11 protein-coding genes, 9 tRNA genes, 3 rRNA genes, 2 pseudogenes and 1 riboswitch are annotated in these 20,024 nt (G+C 39.9%); of the genes and pseudogenes, 6 read left to right on the top strand and 19 right to left on the bottom strand.

Annotated features, from left to right (window positions below; translation table 11 throughout):
• Nucleotides 1–27: 27 nt before the first annotated feature.
• The 13 genes from LPC09_RS19710 to LPC09_RS19770 all read right to left on the bottom strand — a co-directional run bounded on the left by LPC09_RS19710 (nt 28) and on the right by LPC09_RS19770 (nt 7,492).
• A tRNA-Ala gene (locus LPC09_RS19710) sits at nt 28–103 on the bottom strand.
• A 23-nt stretch (nt 104–126) separates the two neighbouring features.
• Nucleotides 127–203, bottom strand: a tRNA-Pro gene (locus LPC09_RS19715).
• A gap of 104 nt (nt 204–307) precedes the next feature.
• Nucleotides 308–384 (bottom strand) — tRNA-Arg (locus LPC09_RS19720).
• A gap of 62 nt (nt 385–446) precedes the next feature.
• Nucleotides 447–535: transfer RNA gene (locus tag LPC09_RS19725), tRNA-Leu, on the bottom strand.
• A gap of 8 nt (nt 536–543) precedes the next feature.
• Nucleotides 544–618: transfer RNA gene (locus tag LPC09_RS19730), tRNA-Gly, on the bottom strand.
• A 37-nt stretch (nt 619–655) separates the two neighbouring features.
• Nucleotides 656–741 (bottom strand) — tRNA-Leu (locus LPC09_RS19735).
• Nucleotides 742–753: 12 nt separating this feature from the next.
• Nucleotides 754–829 (bottom strand) — tRNA-Lys (locus tag LPC09_RS19740).
• A 185-nt stretch (nt 830–1,014) separates the two neighbouring features.
• A tRNA-Thr gene (locus LPC09_RS19745) sits at nt 1,015–1,090 on the bottom strand.
• 182 nt (nt 1,091–1,272) lie between these two features.
• Nucleotides 1,273–1,348, bottom strand: a tRNA-Val gene (locus LPC09_RS19750).
• Between the two features lie 5 nt (nt 1,349–1,353).
• Nucleotides 1,354–1,469 (bottom strand): 5S ribosomal RNA (rrf, locus tag LPC09_RS19755).
• A gap of 261 nt (nt 1,470–1,730) precedes the next feature.
• Nucleotides 1,731–4,663 (bottom strand): 23S ribosomal RNA (locus LPC09_RS19760).
• Between the two features lie 366 nt (nt 4,664–5,029).
• A 16S ribosomal RNA gene (locus tag LPC09_RS19765) occupies nt 5,030–6,580 on the bottom strand.
• The 16S, 23S and 5S rRNA genes sit together here with 9 tRNA genes alongside, the layout of an rRNA operon.
• 282 nt (nt 6,581–6,862) lie before the next feature.
• Entirely contained in the window at nt 6,863–7,492 is a 630-nt protein-coding gene (locus LPC09_RS19770; RefSeq protein WP_098798972.1) for a hypothetical protein, read from the bottom strand.
• Between the two features lie 142 nt (nt 7,493–7,634).
• A riboswitch (TPP riboswitch) is annotated at nt 7,635–7,737 on the top strand.
• Nucleotides 7,738–7,839: 102 nt separating this feature from the next.
• On the opposite strand from LPC09_RS19770, the gene thiT reads away from it, so the two are divergent.
• The 3 genes from thiT to LPC09_RS19785 all read left to right on the top strand — a co-directional run bounded on the left by thiT (nt 7,840) and on the right by LPC09_RS19785 (nt 10,084).
• Nucleotides 7,840–8,412 carry an energy-coupled thiamine transporter ThiT gene (thiT, locus tag LPC09_RS19775; RefSeq protein ID WP_231308080.1) on the top strand — a complete coding sequence of 191 codons (573 nt, stop codon included), beginning with the start codon at nt 7,840–7,842 and terminating at the stop codon, nt 8,410–8,412.
• 211 nt (nt 8,413–8,623) lie between these two features.
• A complete protein-coding gene (locus LPC09_RS19780) occupies nt 8,624–8,812 on the top strand; it encodes a hypothetical protein (protein ID WP_098798970.1) in 189 nt (62 codons plus the stop codon).
• A 366-nt stretch (nt 8,813–9,178) separates the two neighbouring features.
• The gene (locus tag LPC09_RS19785; RefSeq protein ID WP_141549724.1) at nt 9,179–10,084 is read left to right on the top strand and encodes a peptidase MA family metallohydrolase; all 906 of its coding nucleotides are present in this window, start codon (nt 9,179–9,181) and stop codon (nt 10,082–10,084) included.
• Here LPC09_RS19785 and LPC09_RS19790 read toward each other — a convergent pair.
• A complete protein-coding gene (locus LPC09_RS19790) occupies nt 10,081–10,989 on the bottom strand; it encodes a DMT family transporter (RefSeq protein WP_231308081.1) in 909 nt (302 codons plus the stop codon). The genes LPC09_RS19785 and LPC09_RS19790 overlap by 4 nt on opposite strands.
• A 175-nt stretch (nt 10,990–11,164) precedes the next feature.
• On the opposite strand from LPC09_RS19790, the gene LPC09_RS19795 reads away from it, so the two are divergent.
• Together LPC09_RS19795 and LPC09_RS19800 are read left to right on the top strand one after the other, a co-directional pair.
• A complete protein-coding gene (locus LPC09_RS19795) occupies nt 11,165–11,665 on the top strand; it encodes a DinB family protein (RefSeq protein ID WP_098798967.1) in 501 nt (166 codons plus the stop codon).
• Nucleotides 11,666–11,824: 159 nt separating this feature from the next.
• On the top strand, nt 11,825–13,003 hold the full coding sequence (locus tag LPC09_RS19800; protein ID WP_231308082.1) for a GDSL-type esterase/lipase family protein: 1,179 nt from the start codon (nt 11,825–11,827) through the stop codon (nt 13,001–13,003).
• Nucleotides 13,004–13,039: 36 nt separating this feature from the next.
• On the opposite strand, the gene LPC09_RS19805 is transcribed toward LPC09_RS19800, so the two are convergent.
• Nucleotides 13,040–13,777, bottom strand: coding sequence for a hypothetical protein (locus LPC09_RS19805; RefSeq protein WP_231308083.1), 738 nt, complete (start codon nt 13,775–13,777; stop codon nt 13,040–13,042).
• Nucleotides 13,778–13,996: 219 nt separating this feature from the next.
• Here LPC09_RS19805 and LPC09_RS19810 point away from each other — a divergent pair, with 219 nt between their 5' ends.
• The gene (locus LPC09_RS19810) at nt 13,997–15,409 is read left to right on the top strand and encodes a protoporphyrinogen oxidase (protein WP_231308084.1); all 1,413 of its coding nucleotides are present in this window, start codon (nt 13,997–13,999) and stop codon (nt 15,407–15,409) included.
• Nucleotides 15,410–15,515: 106 nt separating this feature from the next.
• Here LPC09_RS19810 and LPC09_RS19815 read toward each other — a convergent pair whose 3' ends face one another.
• The 4 genes and pseudogenes from LPC09_RS19815 to LPC09_RS19825 all read right to left on the bottom strand — a co-directional run bounded on the left by LPC09_RS19815 (nt 15,516) and on the right by LPC09_RS19825 (nt 20,005).
• Nucleotides 15,516–16,394, bottom strand: coding sequence for an SMP-30/gluconolactonase/LRE family protein (locus tag LPC09_RS19815; protein ID WP_231308085.1), 879 nt, complete (start codon nt 16,392–16,394; stop codon nt 15,516–15,518).
• 43 nt (nt 16,395–16,437) lie between these two features.
• Nucleotides 16,438–17,283, bottom strand: coding sequence for an ABC transporter ATP-binding protein (locus LPC09_RS27675; RefSeq protein ID WP_442920045.1), 846 nt, complete (start codon nt 17,281–17,283; stop codon nt 16,438–16,440).
• Between the two features lie 84 nt (nt 17,284–17,367).
• Nucleotides 17,368–18,281, bottom strand: a pseudogene (locus LPC09_RS27680) (ABC transporter permease); the annotation flags it as partial.
• Nucleotides 18,278–20,005, bottom strand: a pseudogene (locus LPC09_RS19825) (ABC transporter ATP-binding protein). The pseudogenes LPC09_RS27680 and LPC09_RS19825, both read right to left, overlap by 4 nt.
• Nucleotides 20,006–20,024 lie beyond the last annotated feature (19 nt).

The following is a 20,024-nucleotide window of genomic DNA, read 5'->3' on the forward strand; positions in this document are numbered from 1 at the left end:
CCGCCATGTTTTAAAAAAAGATATTATTGGTGGAGCCTAGCGGGATCGAACCGCTGACCTCCTGCGTGCAAAGCAGGCGCTCTCCCAGCTGAGCTAAGGCCCCATTTTAAAGTTTAGATCAATTAATGGTCGGGAAGACAGGATTCGAACCTGCGACCCCTTGGTCCCAAACCAAGTGCTCTACCAAGCTGAGCTACTTCCCGTTCTAGAATTCAGAGGTGGGATTTGGGAGGTCAGAGACTTTATTGTTGCTTTAGAGCGAAAAGTTTATTCTCGCTTCTGACTTCTGATTTCTCACTTCTATACTTGGCGCGCCCGAGAGGAGTCGAACCCCTAACCTTTTGATCCGTAGTCAAACGCTCTATCCAATTGAGCTACGGGCGCTAATAATCTAAATTAATCTATAAAGATTAAGGTAAGTTATTTTCGCTAGCGCGAAAAAACTATGGTGCCGAGGACCGGAATCGAACCGGTACGGTAGTCACCTACCGCAGGATTTTAAGTCCTGTGCGTCTGCCAGTTCCGCCACCCCGGCACTGTCTTTGGAGCGGAAGACGGGATTCGAACCCGCGACCCCCACCTTGGCAAGGTGGTGTTCTACCACTGAACTACTTCCGCAATATTGTTAGTTATTTTCGCTAACGCGAAAAAACTTTGGTGCGGGTGAAGGGACTTGAACCCCCACGTCACAAGGACACTAGATCCTAAGTCTAGCGCGTCTGCCAATTCCGCCACACCCGCAAGGTGTGTAAATGGTGAGCCATGAAGGACTCGAACCTTCGACCCTCTGATTAAAAGTCAGATGCTCTACCAACTGAGCTAATGGCTCATTTCATAATGAGTAATAATATTAAATTTATCTCTTGTTATAGACACCCAAATTTCAGTAAGCTTATTCAAGCTGTAGCTCAATTTGTGTGCTGATGTAAAGCTTCGACGCATATTCGTTCGTGCTCTACCAACTGAGCTAATGGCTCATTTTATAATGAGTTGTATATTATTAATAAAATAAAATGGTGCCGGCGAGAGGACTTGAACCCCCAACCTACTGATTACAAGTCAGTTGCTCTACCAGTTGAGCTACACCGGCATTGGTATAGATGTATATAAGGTTTTATCTTACTTACCAGTCACCCAAATCTCAGAAAGATTATTCAAGTAGCAGCTCGATTTGTGTGCTGAAGCAGGAGCTTCGAAGCATATTCGATCGTGCTCTACCAGTTGAGCTACACCGGCATATGGTAAGTTATTTTCGCTGGCGCGAAAAAACTATGGTGGAGGATGACGGGATCGAACCGCCGACCCCCTGCTTGTAAGGCAGGTGCTCTCCCAGCTGAGCTAATCCTCCATTATACCTGGCAACGTCCTACTCTCACAGGGGGAAACCCCCAACTACCATCGGCGCTGAAGAGCTTAACTTCCGTGTTCGGCATGGGAACGGGTGTGACCTCTTCGCCATCATTACCAGATATATAATATGACCTTTAGCGACAAAATCTATTATATAATATTTTATCGAAAAATCAATATGTTTTTTAAAGAAAATATATTCCTTCAAAACTAGATAACGAATCACAATTCAATTCACTACTGAGTTTACGTTTTTACATGTCCAGCTCCAGAAGCTAAATCCTACGGCAATTTCACTCTCTCGAAGAAGTCAAAGAACGACTTCATCTCGATCGCTCCAATTCCCTATGGATTTGAACGAGCTTCTTCCGCTTTTCTAATAGGTTAAGTCCTCGATCGATTAGTATCAGTCAGCTCCACACGTCACCGCGCTTCCACCTCTGACCTATCAACCTGATCATCTTTCAGGGATCTTACTCACTAATGTGATGGGAAATCTCATCTTGAGGGGGGCTTCATGCTTAGATGCTTTCAGCACTTATCCCTTCCGCACATAGCTACCCAGCTATGCCTTTGGCAAGACAACTGGTACACCAGCGGTGCGTCCATCCCGGTCCTCTCGTACTAAGGACAGCTCCTCTCAAATTTCCTACGCCCACGACGGATAGGGACCGAACTGTCTCACGACGTTCTGAACCCAGCTCGCGTACCGCTTTAATGGGCGAACAGCCCAACCCTTGGGACCGACTACAGCCCCAGGATGCGATGAGCCGACATCGAGGTGCCAAACCTCCCCGTCGATGTGGACTCTTGGGGGAGATAAGCCTGTTATCCCCGGGGTAGCTTTTATCCGTTGAGCGATGGCCCTTCCATGCGGAACCACCGGATCACTAAGCCCGACTTTCGTCCCTGCTCGACTTGTAGGTCTCGCAGTCAAGCTCCCTTGTGCCTTTACACTCTACGAATGATTTCCAACCATTCTGAGGGAACCTTTGGGCGCCTCCGTTACATTTTAGGAGGCGACCGCCCCAGTCAAACTGCCCACCTGACACTGTCTCCCAGCCCGATCAGGGCTGTGGGTTAGAATTTCAATACAGCCAGGGTAGTATCCCACCGACGCCTCCACCGAAGCTAGCGCTCCGGCTTCTCAGGCTCCTACCTATCCTGTACAAGCTGTACCAAAATTCAATATCAGGCTACAGTAAAGCTCCACGGGGTCTTTCCGTCCTGTCGCGGGTAACCTGCATCTTCACAGGTACTATAATTTCACCGAGTCTCTCGTTGAGACAGTGCCCAGATCGTTACGCCTTTCGTGCGGGTCGGAACTTACCCGACAAGGAATTTCGCTACCTTAGGACCGTTATAGTTACGGCCGCCGTTTACTGGGGCTTCGGTTCAAAGCTTCGCTTGCGCTAACCTCTCCCCTTAACCTTCCAGCACCGGGCAGGCGTCAGCCCCTATACTTCGCCTTGCGGCTTCGCAGAGACCTGTGTTTTTGCTAAACAGTCGCCTGGGCCTATTCACTGCGGCTTTTCCGGGCTATTCACCCTAAAAAGCACCCCTTCTCCCGAAGTTACGGGGTCATTTTGCCGAGTTCCTTAACGAGAGTTCTCTCGCTCACCTTAGGATTCTCTCCTCGCCTACCTGTGTCGGTTTGCGGTACGGGCACCTCTCACCTCGCTAGAGGCTTTTCTTGGCAGTGTGGAATCAGGAACTTCGGTACTATAGTTCCCTCGCCATCACAGCTCAGCCTTATGTGACAACGGGATTTGCCTCGTTGTCAGCCTAACTGCTTGGACGCGCATATCCAACAGCGCGCTTACCCTATCCTTCTGCGTCCCCCCATTGCTCAAATGGTGAGGAGGTGGTACAGGAATTTCAACCTGTTGGCCATCGCCTACGCCTTTCGGCCTCGGCTTAGGTCCCGACTAACCCTGAGCGGACGAGCCTTCCTCAGGAAACCTTAGGCATTCGGTGGAGGGGATTCTCACCCCTCTTTCGCTACTCATACCGGCATTCTCACTTCTAAGCGCTCCACCAGTCCTTACGGTCTGGCTTCACAGCCCTTAGAACGCTCTCCTACCACTGTTCTAAAAGAACAGTCCACAGCTTCGGTGATACGTTTAGCCCCGGTACATTTTCGGCGCAGAGTCACTCGACCAGTGAGCTATTACGCACTCTTTAAATGGTGGCTGCTTCTAAGCCAACATCCTGGTTGTCTAAGCAACTCCACATCCTTTTCCACTTAACGTATACTTTGGGACCTTAGCTGGTGGTCTGGGCTGTTTCCCTCTTGACTACGGATCTTATCACTCGCAGTCTGACTCCTGAACATAAGTCTTTGGCATTCGGAGTTTGACTGAATTCGGTAACCCGATGGGGGCCCCTAGTCCAATCAGTGCTCTACCTCCAAGACTCTCATTTCAAGGCTAGCCCTAAAGCTATTTCGGAGAGAACCAGCTATCTCCAAGTTCGATTGGAATTTCTCCGCTACCCACACCTCATCCCCGCACTTTTCAACGTGCGTGGGTTCGGGCCTCCATTCAGTGTTACCTGAACTTCACCCTGGACATGGGTAGATCACCTGGTTTCGGGTCTACGACCACGTACTTATTCGCCCTACTTAAGACTCGCTTTCGCTGCGGCTCCGTCTTATCAACTTAACCTTGCACGGGATCGTAACTCGCCGGTTCATTCTACAAAAGGCACGCCATTACCCATTAACGGGCTTTGACTACTTGTAGGCACACGGTTTCAGGATCTCTTTCACTCCCCTTCCGGGGTGCTTTTCACCTTTCCCTCACGGTACTGGTTCACTATCGGTCACTAGGGAGTATTTAGCCTTGGGAGATGGTCCTCCCTGCTTCCGACGGGATTTCACGTGTCCCGCCGTACTCAGGATCCACTCTGGAGGGAACGAAGTTTCAACTACAGGGTTGTTACCTTCTTTGACGGGCCTTTCCAGACCTCTTCATTTACTCCGTTCCTTTGTAACTCCGTACATGAGTGTCCTACAACCCCAAGAGGCAAGCCTCTTGGTTTGGGCTTCTTCCGTTTCGCTCGCCGCTACTTGGGAAATCGCGTTTGCTTTCTCTTCCTCCGGGTACTTAGATGTTTCAGTTCCCCGGGTCTGCCTTTAATACCCTATGTATTCAGGTAAAAATACTACTCCATTACGAGCAGTGGGTTTCCCCATTCGGAAATCTCCGGATCAAAGCTTACTTACAGCTCCCCGAAGCATATCGGTGTTAGTACCGTCCTTCATCGGCTCCTAGTGCCAAGGCATCCACCGTGCGCCCTTAACAACTTAACCTTCGACAAACGATAAGCGTCGAATTTCTTCGTTGACTTCCCGAGCTAAGGGTGCTCATGTACTCTCGTACACTCCGCTCCTCATCAGGTCGTCGCCTCGAACTTCTCGCTTCTCCTTTGTCTCAAGACATAAGATCAAACTTAATATCTTGATTAACATTTATTAAGAGAATCACTAAACTAAGCGTTTAAACTCAGTGAATTACTTGAATTGTTTTCGTTATCTAGTTTTCAAGGAACATAAAACACAGGATGTTCAAATGCACTTTGCATTTAGACTCCTATGTATTGAGTCTTACTTATATAGAAAGATCAGAATGATCTCTCAAAACTAAACAAAATACCAAGCGTGCCTCATTTTCCTTAGAAAGGAGGTGATCCAGCCGCACCTTCCGATACGGCTACCTTGTTACGACTTCACCCCAATCATCTGTCCCACCTTAGGCGGCTGGCTCCTTACGGTTACCCCACCGACTTCGGGTGTTACAAACTCTCGTGGTGTGACGGGCGGTGTGTACAAGGCCCGGGAACGTATTCACCGCGGCATGCTGATCCGCGATTACTAGCGATTCCGGCTTCATGCAGGCGAGTTGCAGCCTGCAATCCGAACTGAGAATGGTTTTATGGGATTGGCTTGACCTCGCGGTCTTGCAGCCCTTTGTACCATCCATTGTAGCACGTGTGTAGCCCAGGTCATAAGGGGCATGATGATTTGACGTCATCCCCACCTTCCTCCGGTTTGTCACCGGCAGTCACCTTAGAGTGCCCAACTTAATGCTGGCAACTAAGATCAAGGGTTGCGCTCGTTGCGGGACTTAACCCAACATCTCACGACACGAGCTGACGACAACCATGCACCACCTGTCACTTCGTCCCCCGAAGGGGAACCTTCTATCTCTAGAAGTAGCGAAGGATGTCAAGACCTGGTAAGGTTCTTCGCGTTGCTTCGAATTAAACCACATGCTCCACCGCTTGTGCGGGCCCCCGTCAATTCCTTTGAGTTTCAGTCTTGCGACCGTACTCCCCAGGCGGAGTGCTTAATGCGTTTGCTGCAGCACTAAAGGGCGGAAACCCTCTAACACTTAGCACTCATCGTTTACGGCGTGGACTACCAGGGTATCTAATCCTGTTCGCTCCCCACGCTTTCGCGCCTCAGCGTCAGTTACAGACCAGAGAGTCGCCTTCGCCACTGGTGTTCCTCCACATCTCTACGCATTTCACCGCTACACGTGGAATTCCACTCTCCTCTTCTGCACTCAAGTTCCCCAGTTTCCAATGACCCTCCACGGTTGAGCCGTGGGCTTTCACATCAGACTTAAGAAACCGCCTGCGCGCGCTTTACGCCCAATAATTCCGGACAACGCTTGCCACCTACGTATTACCGCGGCTGCTGGCACGTAGTTAGCCGTGGCTTTCTGGTTAGGTACCGTCAAGGTACCAGCAGTTACTCTGGTACTTGTTCTTCCCTAACAACAGAACTTTACGACCCGAAGGCCTTCATCGTTCACGCGGCGTTGCTCCGTCAGACTTTCGTCCATTGCGGAAGATTCCCTACTGCTGCCTCCCGTAGGAGTCTGGGCCGTGTCTCAGTCCCAGTGTGGCCGATCACCCTCTCAGGTCGGCTACGCATCGTTGCCTTGGTGAGCCGTTACCTCACCAACTAGCTAATGCGCCGCGGGTCCATCTGTAAGTGACAGCTAAAAGCCGTCTTTCAATTTTGAACCATGCGGTTCAAAATGTTATCCGGTATTAGCTCCGGTTTCCCGGAGTTATCCCAATCTTACAGGCAGGTTACCCACGTGTTACTCACCCGTCCGCCGCTAACCTCAGGGAGCAAGCTCCCATTGGTTCGCTCGACTTGCATGTATTAGGCACGCCGCCAGCGTTCGTCCTGAGCCAGGATCAAACTCTCCAATAAAGAGTTGATATAGCTCATAATAACTTGTACTATAAAAGTACATTACTTACTTTTGTTAATCTCAGTAAGATTAACTTTAGCACGCTTGGTTTTGTTTAGTTTTCAAAGATCATTTCAAGCTCCGTTTCAGAAGCGACTTAACCAATATAACATTTAGTAATCTTCTCGTCAACACCTATTTTTTCGTGTTGTTTTTTTGTCTGCTTCAGAAGCGACGTTTAATAATATATCACGTTTATTTTATAAACACAAGCACTTTTAAAAAAATAAAAAAGATGACAATCAGCCACCTTCATTCATTGCCCCTCTATAATATTGTTCTTCAAGCAAAGATATATTCTCGCGCTCTTTTAATTTACCTTCTTTATCTAAAATATCCTTTAATAATTTAAATGCTAAAATTTCAGGGGGGGTAATATCTTTCTTTAATGCTTCTGTGAGTATTAAAGGTGCTAACTCAATATGATATTCACAGAGTTCTTTACATTTATATAGTATTTTATCATCTTCCTCACTTTGAGCATAATACATTTTAACTAATTCCTGGTGGGCACGGTGCAAAATAAAAGGACGCTTCGTACGGTTAATGATTTCAATTAATAATTTTTCAGCAAGAAGATATTCCTTTGATTCAAAAGCCCAAGAAACATTTCCTAATAAAAAACCACAATCACTTCTTTTTGTTTTGGCATGACTGTCAGGGTGATCTAAATCCTTAGGCTGAATCCTTCCTCCAAAGGACCACTTTATACAATTTCTAATAAATGCTCTTTCATAACTTTGAAGACTATCCCAAAAATCATCAAGTTCTAATTGATGAATAATACCACCGTATTGTCTTTCTATTTTTGCTACTTTCATTTGTTTTATTAGTGCTGGATTTTTAAAGTTGAATAGTTTTTTAATACCCATACATTCACCTCTTGGACAATTCTGATGAATTATATGTTTTATTCTCACCTTTCATTACACTGTAGACTAAACTCTTATTTATTCTATATTTATAGTTGTAGTAAGCACAGAGATCCTGTATAGTAATGACTAAAATAAATATTTAAACCACAAGGGGAGCCTTTAAGCTGAGATTGAATGTTTACCATTCTAACCCTTTGAACCTGTTAGTTAATACTAGTGTAGGGATGTGGAAGATCATGTTTAAAGTAATGCTTGGATTATATGATCATTCCAATCATTGCTTTTTTATTTTGAGGCTAAAATAAGGTTGCCTTTTGGTTTGATGTAAAAGAGAGGTAATTAGTTTGCGAGGAAATCAACGTTTATTATTTTTAATCGAAGTTGCAATGTTAGCTTCACTGGCCTTTTTACTTGATTTATTATCAAGTGTTATTGGTAAGTTACCACAGGGCGGTTCCATTTCACTGGGCATGATCCCAATTTTTATCATTGCTTATGGTTGGGGAATAAAAGGAGGACTTCTAACTGGTTTGTTACTAGGCCTTTTACAAGCTGTTCTTGGTAATCCTTATATTGTCCATCCTGTTCAAGGGTTTCTTGATTACTACCTGGCATTTACTGTTGTTGGGTTTAGTGGAGTCTTCTTCAAGCAGATTCAAAACGCTTTTCAAAATAATAGTAAAAAATTAGCGATTCTTTATATAACACTTGGGGCATTACTTGGAAGCTTACTAAGAATGGTCGCACATGTTGTTGCGGGTGTTGCATTTTTTGCGTCGTTCGCACCTGAAGGTACTCCTGTACTAACATACTCTATTGTTTATAATGCTTCTTATATGATTCCAACAATGATCGTTTCTGCAATTGTTGTTAGTTTACTATTAGTAACTTCTCCTAGATTAATAATAAGAAAATAACTCTAACAAAACCTTGGCCCCTCGCCAAGGTTTTTCTATTTTTCATAAATAATTAGTAATCATCATAGTAAACACTATTAACTCTATGAAACCCCTTATTACCTTATCTCTCCGCACGAATAAATTCTACTTTGTAGAAAAACATTCATATTTTCAATTCTTTCGGCATCTATTAATAGAAATAATAGATTTATAAACGGAGGAAAAAGAGATGACTATATCTTATGGAATTATATTATTAACATTATTTCTATCACTATTTCATTTCTCTTATGGCTATAAAGAGGCAATTCGAATTAGTAATGAAGAGGGTCCTGTTCAAGGCTTGTCTTTAATATTTAGCATTCCTTTAGGTTTTACCTTTGCTTACTTATGTTCGATTTTCTACATTTCATCTTAATTTTAAAAACTCGTCAAACGGCGAGTTTTTTTGAAAAATCTTATGCACGTCCTTACCTTCAAACGTCATTTTTACCACTCCTGCTTCATAAATATCAATAAAGATTCACCTTTGCAGGAGGTTGCTTTGGAGACATTTAAATTGGTATGTAAAAACCTTATATACTCCAGCTTTACTCTTATTTTACTATTTGTATGTTTTGTTTGTTTCCATTTATTTTTTCACATTAAAGTCAGTTTTGCTTTCAGCATCATTATGACATTAACATCTTTTGCTTTATTCTGTTTCTTTGTCTATATTTTGATAACTTTGAAAAAGACATTTACCTTTTGGTTTTTTAAAGGGCGGAGTGGCATTGTTTCTTTTATGATCATTACAACATTCACTTTCTTTTTTTCCATCTACTTTTTTTCCATCAATCTTATGATATCTAGTGAGTTGGGAGGAAATTTAACACTTGAGGAGAAGTACCAGCTTTATTTAATACCTTTTCAATCAAATAAAGTAACCATTGCAGATTATCAAGCGATGAAGAAGGATAAAATGGTGAGCTCATACAAAAATGTAATGATTTATTATGAAACACATGAGAAAGAGCTAATCCCAATTATAGAGGATGTTCTAAATCGTGCTGATGAACTTACAACAAATCTTTTGGGTGATGTCCACGATAACGAGATTGATCTTATTCTTCATTCTTCTATAGAAGATCTTTATGAAAAAACCTCCTTAGTTCAGACTATGGGCTACTTTGACGATCCGAATGATATTGTCGGGATTGCCATAACGGACTTATCAGATATCGTCTCAAATCAAATGCCACAATCATTTTATTTCCAAAGCACCATTTTACACGAATATACTCACTATCGATTACAAGCTTATATTAAAGAGCAAGAACTTTACGTCTATAGAATTCCTCTATGGTTTCATGAGGGAGTTGCAGAGTATGTTGGTATGTATAACGTTGCACATCGCTATTATCCCTTTCAAGAAACCTCATTTTCCCATCTTGTGACACATAAAGACTGGGAAAAATATCGTCTAGAAGATTATGATGTTTATTTGCAAAGTTATTATGCAATTAAGTATCTCGTTGATCAATTCGGAGAATCAATTCTTAAATCAATCATTATAGAAACGGCAAAAACTAATGATTTTAATGAGGGATTTACTAAAGCAACTGGTATTACCATAGAAGATTTACAATCACAGTATATTAAAGAAGAGAATCAATCACTCCAAACAAAAAATGAAAGCCTCCAGCATTAGCTGGCAGGCTTTAGTTCTTTGCGCATGTATTTTTTTATTTGTTTTTCTAATACAAAAAGCATAATCCCAACCATAATAATACTTCCTCCCACTACTTGAGATGGAATCATTTTTTCTCCTAAAAAGAAATATGCAAGGATTATTGAACCAACTGGCTCGAACAAAATCATCACGGATATTGTATTTGTGCTAACCCATTTTAAAGACCAATTGAATAATGAGTGTCCGAGTAATGTTGGAATAATGGCTAATAAAATAAAATTATACCAGTCTGATGTCGGATAAGGACCTAAGGGATATTGTAAGATTAAACAATAGAGTAATAGAGTTAACGAGCTAATTCCATATACAATGAATGTATATAAAGTAAGCGAGTGTCTTTTTCTAATTCCCTGTCCAAAGAGCAAATATGCGGTAATCATTGCACATGCTACTAAAGAAAGAATATCCCCAAACAAAGCAAGACCACTTATTTTAAAATCGCCCCAACTAATGATCATACTCCCAGTGATAGCGAGAATTCCACTACACAAAGCCATCTTTGAAACTTTTTCTTTAAAAAACAAATATGTTCCCACAAACGCAAACAACGGTTGAAGAGTTACTAAAACTACAGAACTAGCGACTGATGTATAGTTTAACGATTCAAACCAAAGAATGAAATGAAAAGCTAAAAATACACCGGCTATCGTTGAATATAACCAATCTACTTTTGATAAGACCTTCAATTCTGAGCGATGTTTGATTAGAAATATTGGCAAAATAAGAATCGTCGCAAAAAACAATCGATAAAAAGCAATAACCGGAGCAGGAGCTGATGTTATCTTTACAAAAATAGCTGAAGTTGAAACAGAAAGTACACCAACAACCAGAGCTGCATAAGGAAAAAAGCGCGGAGAGTTCAAAGTCGTTCCTCCTATCATTCAAAAACCTACAATATTCTACCATGAAACGTAATAGAATAGTTGCGAAATTTGTAGAAGAATTCATAATAGAGTTGGAAAATCTTTGTAGTATAATAGTATTAATTTCATATTTATTTTTTTTGTATGAAAAAATACTAACTCAAGGAGGAGTACAATGATCATTCAACTTGAAAATATACGTCAAGAAATTCTACATACTGTTGATGACATTCCAGAACATTTATTTAATGATAGAGAAAACGAACAAACATGGAGTGTTGGACAAGTTCTTGAACACCTACATAAAACTGAGGTGGAGATTACGAAAGCTATAAAGTACATGTTAACCTTACCAGAGCAAGAACCTCTTCCAGATCAACCACTTAAGCTAACATTAGATCGTTCCACAAAAAGAATGGCACCAGCAGCGATTACTCCAGCAATTGTAGTAAATAAAAACGACATTTTACAAGCTCTGTCTCAATCTCGAAATCAACTCCTACAACTTATTGATTCTATACCTCCAGAGCAGGACCTTACAACACGAGGATTTAAACACCCTGTTTTCCCAATTTTATCGATTAAACAATGGATTGAATTTGTTGGTTATCATGAACAAAGACATCTAGCACAAATTTTCGAAATAAAACAGTTTATCACAAATGAAAGCGTTTAATGACTAGGGGGATACAGCAATTGAATAAATATAAAAAACAATCACTAATTCTTGTTATTTTCACTGCATTAACTTTATTATTATCGACAAACTGCAGCCGAACAGGAAGAAACATTAACAGTTGTTTCTCTTGGTGACTCCATTACATTTGGGTGGAATTTGGAACAACCACAGACTCCTCCTGTTCAATCGGAAAATGCTTTCCCATTTCTAATAGGTAACGGAAATACAGAGGTTTTAAATGTCAGCTATCCTGGATGGACTTCAACTCAGCTCCTTGAAGCCATAAAAACGGAAGAATCCCAACAAAAGCTCCAACAAGCTGAAACTGTCACATTAAGTATTGGAGCAAATGACCTGTTACAAGCAATTGAACTAAGTAAAATTATAGAGAATCAGCAGCCCGTTGATCCAGAAGCGCTTCAACAAAAGGTTGCAGCTGCGACTGCTCAAGTATACAACAATATAACAGAAATCATTACTCTTATAAAAGGACAAACAGATGCACCAATTTTATTATATTCGTTATATAACCCATTCGGTATGAATGATCCAATCTACGGAAGTATACATATGTTAGGTGAAATGATTACGAACAGTGTAAACAGCAAGGTATATTCAACAATAGCAGCCCAACAAGGTGTACAATATCTTGATGCCTATTCTGCTTTTAATGGTAAGCAACAGGACTACATCATACCAGGAGATATTCATCCAACGATTTCCGGTCAACAAGCGTTAGCTCTGCTTGCAACAAATCGGCTTAATGAATTAAACCCAATTATGATAAACCCAATCTTGTCTACTGAGGAAGAAACAGCAGAACCTGTTTCCATTACACTTGAAAAAATTGAACATACTATAGAAATCAAATGGCTTTCTGGAGAAAAAACTGCATCTGATTTTGTAAACGAGGGAAATCTCGTAGAAAACAACTCCTTTACTGTTACTGAGAATGGTGTTTATACCATTTATGTAAAAACTGCTTTAGGAGAAAGTATTAGTACGATTGAAATCTCAAATATCACTCCTAAAGTTGAAGATCCGATAGAAGATGAGGAGCCTCCAGTTGACGTTGAACAACCAGAGGAAGAAGAACCTCCAAGTGATACAAATGAAGATGAAGATCAAGCCCCTACAGAGCAACCTGAAAAAGAAACTCAAGATGAAGCTCCAAAGGTGGAAAAACCAAAGCAAACAATGGTGAAAAGTGGACATGCTCTACCAGATACAGCCACTTCTATGTACAACATTTTACTAACTGGCCTTTGTTTCATAGGAATAGGTGGGGGAGTCTTATTTAATCAAAGACTACGAAAATCAAGGGTAAAGCAATAAATGAAATAAAGTACCCCACTTACGGGGTACTTATTTTTACTCTGAACCTTTCTGTTTAGGATGTTCCTCTTTATGTCTCATAAAATGAAAATCTCTTTCTTCATCAAAAGGAAAAAGCTTTTGTTTTTTCGCTTCATCTTTGTAATTTGTAAAGATTTCCTCCATAAGTTGTTGAGTTGTTTTATCTTTTGCATCAATTCCTAACTTCTTAGCAGTTTGTAACGTTTTCTTATCAATAACCTCTCTTGCAAGCTGCTTCATATCCTTACCTTCTGTTTCAATCCCTAATTTTTTTGCTTCATTCTTTATGCCAACCTCAAAAACTTCCTTGCCTAGTTCATCTAGAGTTTTCCCCTCTGTATCAATATTCAGCTCTTTAGCTTTATTCATAATGAGGGTTTCTCTAATTTCATTCGCAATATCCTCCATGTCTTTTCCATCTGTCTTAATTCCCAACTCTTTTGCTTTGTTCATAATGTGAGTTTCTCTTAATTCTTTTGCAACTTCTTCTACTTCTTTTCCTTCCGTTTCTATTCCCATTTCTTTTGCTTTTTCGATAATTTTTGCTTCATGTACTTCTTTAGCTAATTGTTCAGTTTCTTTTCCTTCTGCTTCAATTCCTAACTCTTCTGCTCTTTTTTCTAAAAAATCACGATTCATCTTGTGGTGAGGGTGCCCTTCCCCTGGTCCCTTCTCAGCTAAAGCAGGACTTGCCCCAATTATTCCCATAGCAAGTGCTCCAGTTAGTACGTATGTAACCATTTTTCTTTTCATTTTTCTACCTCCATTAAGTATAGATTGAAAAAAGTATTCACCATTTTCCGCTTCCTTCATAGAGTGTCCAAAAATCTTGAATAAATTGTTACTATTATGTTTCATCTTTTTGAACGAGTATGAAAGAATTATGTGACGTAAGGTAATAACATATATAATGATTATGATTAGGTGTATTTATATAATTTGTGTGCTTTTAGAGTTAGGAGTGAAAAATCGATGAAAACAGTTGTTGTCATAGGTGGTGGAATAACAGGTCTTACTGCCATGTTTTATTTACAAAAGCTTAAGAAAGAACAAAATTTAAATATAAATTGTATCCTTGTAGAACAAAACAAGTACTTAGGAGGAAAGATAAAATCTGTTAAAAACGCGGATTTTATTATGGAAACAGGTGCTGACTCTATTGTTGCAAGAAATGAAGGAGTAATACCTCTTATACATGATTTACAACTAGAAGATAAGGTAGTTTATAACGAAACAGGTATTTCGTATATTTATTCTAAAAACACATTAAAACCAATACCAGCAGACTCTGTTTTCGGGATTCCAACAAGTATTGGGTCATTATTTAACAGCACATTAATCTCACCAAAGGGTAAAATAATCGCTCTAAAAGATTTTGTGAAGAAAAACGAGACATTTACTAGTGATAGTTCGATTGGAGCTTTCTTAGAAGCTTTTTTGGGCAAAGAATTAGTTGAAGATCAAATTTCCCCTGTTCTTTCAGGTGTTTATTCCGGGAAACTAGATGAACTCACAATGGCTTCAACTCTTCCATATCTATTAGAATATAAAAATCAATACGGCAGTATTATACGAGGAATGTCCAAAAATAAAGAAAAATTCCTTTCAGCAAATAATAAAAAATTCCTATCATTTAAAGGTGGACTATCTACAATCATTGATCAACTTGAGGATCAGTTATCAGATACTCACATTTTAAAAGGCATAAAAACAGAAACCCTTAAACAGGTACAAGATGGCTATGAATTATCCTTTGATCAGCATGATTCAATTAAAGCTGACTATGTTGTTTTGGCTACTCCGCATGATGCAGCACAGAAATTATTAACGGTTAAAGAGCTTGACCAGGAATTTAATAAATTGAAAAACTCTTCACTCATCAGTGTTTATCTTGGATTTGATGTTCCTGATCAACAGCTTCCCGCAAACGGTACTGGCTTTATCGTAACGGAAAATAGTGATTTACTTTGTGATGCATGTACTTGGACGAGTAGAAAATGGGCTCATACTTCAGAAAAACAAAGATTGCTTGTTCGTCTTTTCTATAAAAGCTCTAATCCTGCTTATGAAAAAATAAAAAAAATGAATAGAGAAGAAATAATTGAGACTGCCTTGGATGATGTTCACAAAAGTCTTAACATAACGGCAAAACCAGAAGTTGTCGAAGTGACTAACTGGAATGAGCTTATGCCAAATTATCATCTTGAACATAACCAGGCAATCACATCACTTGGAGAGAAATTAGTGGAACATACACCCAATGTATTTATAGCTGGTGCGTCTTATTTTGGAGTTGGTATTGGTGCATGTATCAAAAATGGAAAAGAAACCGCTGAGAAAATTGTTCATCAACTTAAGAACAATAGCGCAAGTGCCTCGTTATAATTTTATAAACAATGAAAAGCAGGGTAAACTCCCCTGCTTTTGCATTTTTATACTCTTAGCTCCTCAATTACTTAGTCCACACCATGAGCCAATACAATAAAATGAATTATCCTTTGTAGCCATATCCCTTCATGCCCTTTGCTTTTGTTTTCACTTTAAAAAGCCCTCCAGACAATGGATATTTCTCCAGCTCTTCTTCACTTAATCCTTGTCGAGCTGTTGTGATATACAGTTCATCTAAATGTTCCCCACCAAATGTGCACGAAGTAACATGTTTAACAGGAACTACAATTTCATCTAACTGTTTTCCTGTATAAGGATTCCATTGTGTAACTCTCGAACCATCCCAATGTGCTACCCAAATCATCCCGTCTGAATCAATTGTCATACCATCTGGTGAACCCATTTCATTCGGAATAACAATAGATGTCTTCTTACTACTAATATTCCCAGTTAGTTTATCATAAGAGAAGACCGCCACTTCCCCAGTAGGAGTATCAATATAATACATAAACTTTTCATCAGGACTCCATGCTAAACCATTCGATATTGTCACTGAAGAAAGAATTTTTTGAATTTGTCCAGACGGATCCAAACGATACAATGACCCTTTGCCTTTCTCGATATTTAAAGCCATTGTTCCTATGTAGAAGCGACCTGAGCTGTCACATTTACCATCATTAAATCGTATATTAGGTTGATTTTCTTCTGGGTTTGCAACTAATAGTAGTTCCTCAGTCTTTAAATCAAAACGATAAATTCCATCATGCATGGCTAAAAGTATTTTTCCTGGCTGTGCGGGTACCGCTGCTCCTACATACTGATTGAATGTAAATGTCTTATTTTCTTTCGTTATAGGATCATAATGATGAAGTCTTTTCCCCATAATATCAACCCAATATAATACATGCTCTTCTCCATTCCAGTGAGGTCCTTCCCCTAGAGCAGCCTTTTGATCCACTACTAAATCAACAATATAACTCACTTTTCTTCCTCCCTCTCCCATTTCCTATTTCATGGCCTATCTTTTATGAAGCTGATTCATTTTCAGTAAACTGACTCTGATGTAAATCAGCATAAAAACCTCCTTTTTCAAGAAGCTCCTCATGTGTTCCTTTTTCTATAATATCTCCTTGATTCATGACGAGAATAAGATCGGCATCACGGATGGTAGATAACCGATGTGCAATCACAAAGCTTGTTCTTCCTTCCAAAAGTTTTGTCATCGCCTGCTGAATTTTCATTTCTGTCCTTGTATCAACACTGCTCGTTGCTTCATCAAGTAAAAGAATCTTTGGTTTTGCTAAAATGGCTCGTGCTATTGTGAGAAGCTGTCGTTGTCCTTGTGATAAATTTGTAGCGTCTTCTCCTAGCATCGTTTCATAGCCGTCAGGTAATGTTCGGATAAAATCATCAGCATAGGCATTTCTTGCAGCTTCCTCAATCTCTTCATTTGCGGCATGTTCATTTCCGTAAGCAATATTTTCCCGAATAGTTCCACTAAATAACCAGGTGTCCTGCAGCACCATAGCAAACAAACTTCGAACCTGCTCTTTACTCATATCAGTCAAACAAACACCGTCAATTTTAATAGACCCTCCATCCAATTCATAAAATCTCATTAAAAGATTCACGATTGTCGTTTTGCCAGCACCAGTGGGACCTACGATGGCAACAGTTTGTCCTTCTTTTACCTCAAGACTTACATCATTGATAATTGGCTGATTTTTCTCATACCCGAACCGTACGGAATCGAAAACAACATGTCCTTTAAGCTCAGATACTTTAACAGCAGCATCCTCTTCCTGTTTTTCCTCTTCTTCGTCCAACAGTTGAAATACACGTTCAGCTGAAGCAATGGCAACTTGAATCATATTAGCAATTCCCGCAGCCTGAGCTAATGGTTGAGAAATTTGCTGTGTATACTGAATAAAAGCTTGAACATCCCCAACACGAATACTTCCATTAATAACAAGCAAGCCACCTGATATCGCTACAATAATAAACCCTATGTTCCCAACAAAACTCATTAACGGCATCATTAATCCAGAAATAAACTGGGCTCTCCAGCTTGATTCATACAGCCGATCATTGATTGAATCAAAGGTTGCAATCGACTTATTTTCATGACCAAAAGCCTTCACCACCTGATGTCCGGTAAACATTTCTTCAATATGACCGTTGATGTTGCCAAGCTCTTCCTGCTGCTTAACAAAGTGTTTTTGTGAAAACTTCGTCACAATACTCGCAACCGTTAAACTAAGTGGAATGGTAACTACTACTACTAATGTCAAAAGAGGACTAATAACAAGCATCATGATAATAATCCCAATGATGAGATAAAAGAGTTGATTACTTGTGTTAGTGCCTGTTGTAGGGATGTATTAATGTTATCAATATCATTTACCGCTCTGCTTAACAAATCACCATGAGAGTGTTTGTCAAAATACTTAAGGGGCAACCGTGATAATTTCTCATTTACTTCCCTTCGAAGCTGAGCAACCGTTCGCTGTGAAACAGAAGCCATAATATATTGTTGTGCATAAGAAAAAATAGAAGATAAAAGGTATAAACCAATTAAAAGTAATAAAATCCTTGAAATAAAATCAAAGTCCACAGCAGAACCTGATGTAAAACTGCCAAAAATAGAAGAAGTGGCATCTCCCAATAATTTGGGACTAATTACATTAAACAAAGTAGAAAAAATAGCCGCGATCGCAACAAGAATCATCCGATTTTTCCAAGGCTTTAAATAACCTACAAGTCTTTTAAACGTTTTTTTGAAATCCTTTGGTTTTTCGACAACCATTCCGGGGCCGTGTCTCATACCTCCACCTACAGGAGGTCCGCCACGTCGCTTATTGTCACTCATGCACTCACCTCCCCATCCTCTTGAGAAGCTACGATTTCTTGATAAACTTTATTTTCTTGTAATAACTTTTGATGAGTGCCAACTCCGACAATCTTCCCATCATTTAGAACAATGATTTTTTCAGCATCTTTTACCGTGTTAACACGTTGAGCCACAATTATCATTGTTGCATCTCCTGTTTCTTTCTTTAATTCATGTCGAAGCAAACGATCTGTTTTATAATCCAATGCCGAAAAGCTGTCATCAAATAAATAAATTTTAGGCTTTCTCACTAGTGACCTAGCAATAGATAATCGCTGTTTTTGTCCTCCAGAGAGATTTACACCTGCTTGTTCTAACTTACTATGTATCCCTTGATCTCTTTTTTCAACAAAATCAATTGCTTGAGCGGTTCTTAAAGCAGCATACATCTCCTCTTCTGATGCATCTTCTTTACCAAACGATAAGTTTTCCGCAATCGTCCCACTAAACAGCGTAGCTTTTTGTGGAACATAGCCAATCTGCTTGCGAAGTGCACTTTGCTTAAAGGATTGTATATTTTGTCCATCAATGAGAATTTCTCCGCTTTCCACATCATAAAAACGAGGAATTAGCTGCAGCAACGTTGTTTTACCTGCACCTGTACTTCCGATAATTGCAGTTGTTTCACCAGGTTTTGCTGTAAAAGTGATCTCTTCAAGTACTGGTCTTTCCGCTCCTTCATAGCGAAATGTTACATCTTTAAATTCAATGATTCTTTTGGTTGGAAAGCTTTTATCTTCTCTTTCAGGATCTTTTATTGTTGGTTTAGTTGATAATACCTCTGTTAAACGTTTAGCTGATACTTGAGCACGCGGAATCATAATAAAAGCCATTGAAAGCATAATTAATGACATTAAGATCATCGCGGCGTATTGAATGAATGCTAATAGATTACCAACTTGCATATCTCCGTTATCGATCCTAATAGCCCCAAACCAAACTATGGCGATATTGGTAAAATTCATAATAATTAACATGATCGGAAACATAAAAGCCATTAACTTGCCAACTTTTATTCCTGTATCTTGAAAATCTTCATTTGCTGCATTAAAGCGTTTTCTCTCATGATCTCCTCTATTAAATGCTCTAACAACTCTTACCCCTGTTAAAGCCTCCCTTAAAATAAGAGTTAGTCGATCTGTTTTATTCTGTAAAGCTGAAAACAATGGAATTGCCTTTCTTGCCACAAGAAAAATAATCAAAGCTAAAACTGGTAGAGCAGCTAGAAAAACGAGTGACAAATACTTATCCCGGGACACGGCAAGAATAACTCCACCAATCAACATTAATGGTGCTCTGGTCATCATTCTCTGCATCATATTAATAACATCTTGGACAACCTTTACATCATTTGTCGTTCTAGTAATTAAGGAAGCTGAGCCAAACTTTTCATATTCATCTAGTGAAAAATGCTCTGTATGTACAAACATCGTTCTACGCATATCCCTTCCAAAACCCAGCGATACTTTAGAAGCAAAGTAACTTACTCCAACCATTAATAAAATAGCCATCAGTGAACATCCAAGCATCAAAGCACCTGTTTGCAGGATAAACGGAACATCACGATTAACAATCCCAACGTCCACTATTTCAGCCATTAAGGTTGGCAAATATAACTCTTATAATATCGCAGCCATTGAAAACAAAATAACAAAAGTCAACTTCACTCGATAAGGTTTGAGGTATTTTAGCATTTCAATCATCTCGTCACCTCATTTCAAT

The organism is Metabacillus sp. B2-18 (assembly GCF_021117275.1).
Classification (GTDB): domain Bacteria; phylum Bacillota; class Bacilli; order Bacillales; family Bacillaceae; genus Metabacillus.

Bases quoted from the DNA above. Each gene is read 5' to 3' on its own strand.
- LPC09_RS19770 (WP_098798972.1), bottom strand. From the start codon at position 7,492: ATGGGTATTAAAAAACTATTCAACTTTAAAAATCCAGCACTAATAAAA.
- LPC09_RS19780 (WP_098798970.1), top strand. From the start codon at position 8,624: ATGACTATATCTTATGGAATTATATTATTAACATTATTTCTATCACTA.
- LPC09_RS19785 (WP_141549724.1), top strand. From the start codon at position 9,179: ATGATCATTACAACATTCACTTTCTTTTTTTCCATCTACTTTTTTTCC.
- LPC09_RS19795 (WP_098798967.1), top strand. From the start codon at position 11,165: ATGATCATTCAACTTGAAAATATACGTCAAGAAATTCTACATACTGTT.
- LPC09_RS19805 (WP_231308083.1), bottom strand. From the start codon at position 13,777: ATGAAAAGAAAAATGGTTACATACGTACTAACTGGAGCACTTGCTATG.
- LPC09_RS19810 (WP_231308084.1), top strand. From the start codon at position 13,997: ATGAAAACAGTTGTTGTCATAGGTGGTGGAATAACAGGTCTTACTGCC.
- LPC09_RS27675 (WP_442920045.1), bottom strand. From the start codon at position 17,283: ATGATTCAAGTTGCCATTGCTTCAGCTGAACGTGTATTTCAACTGTTG.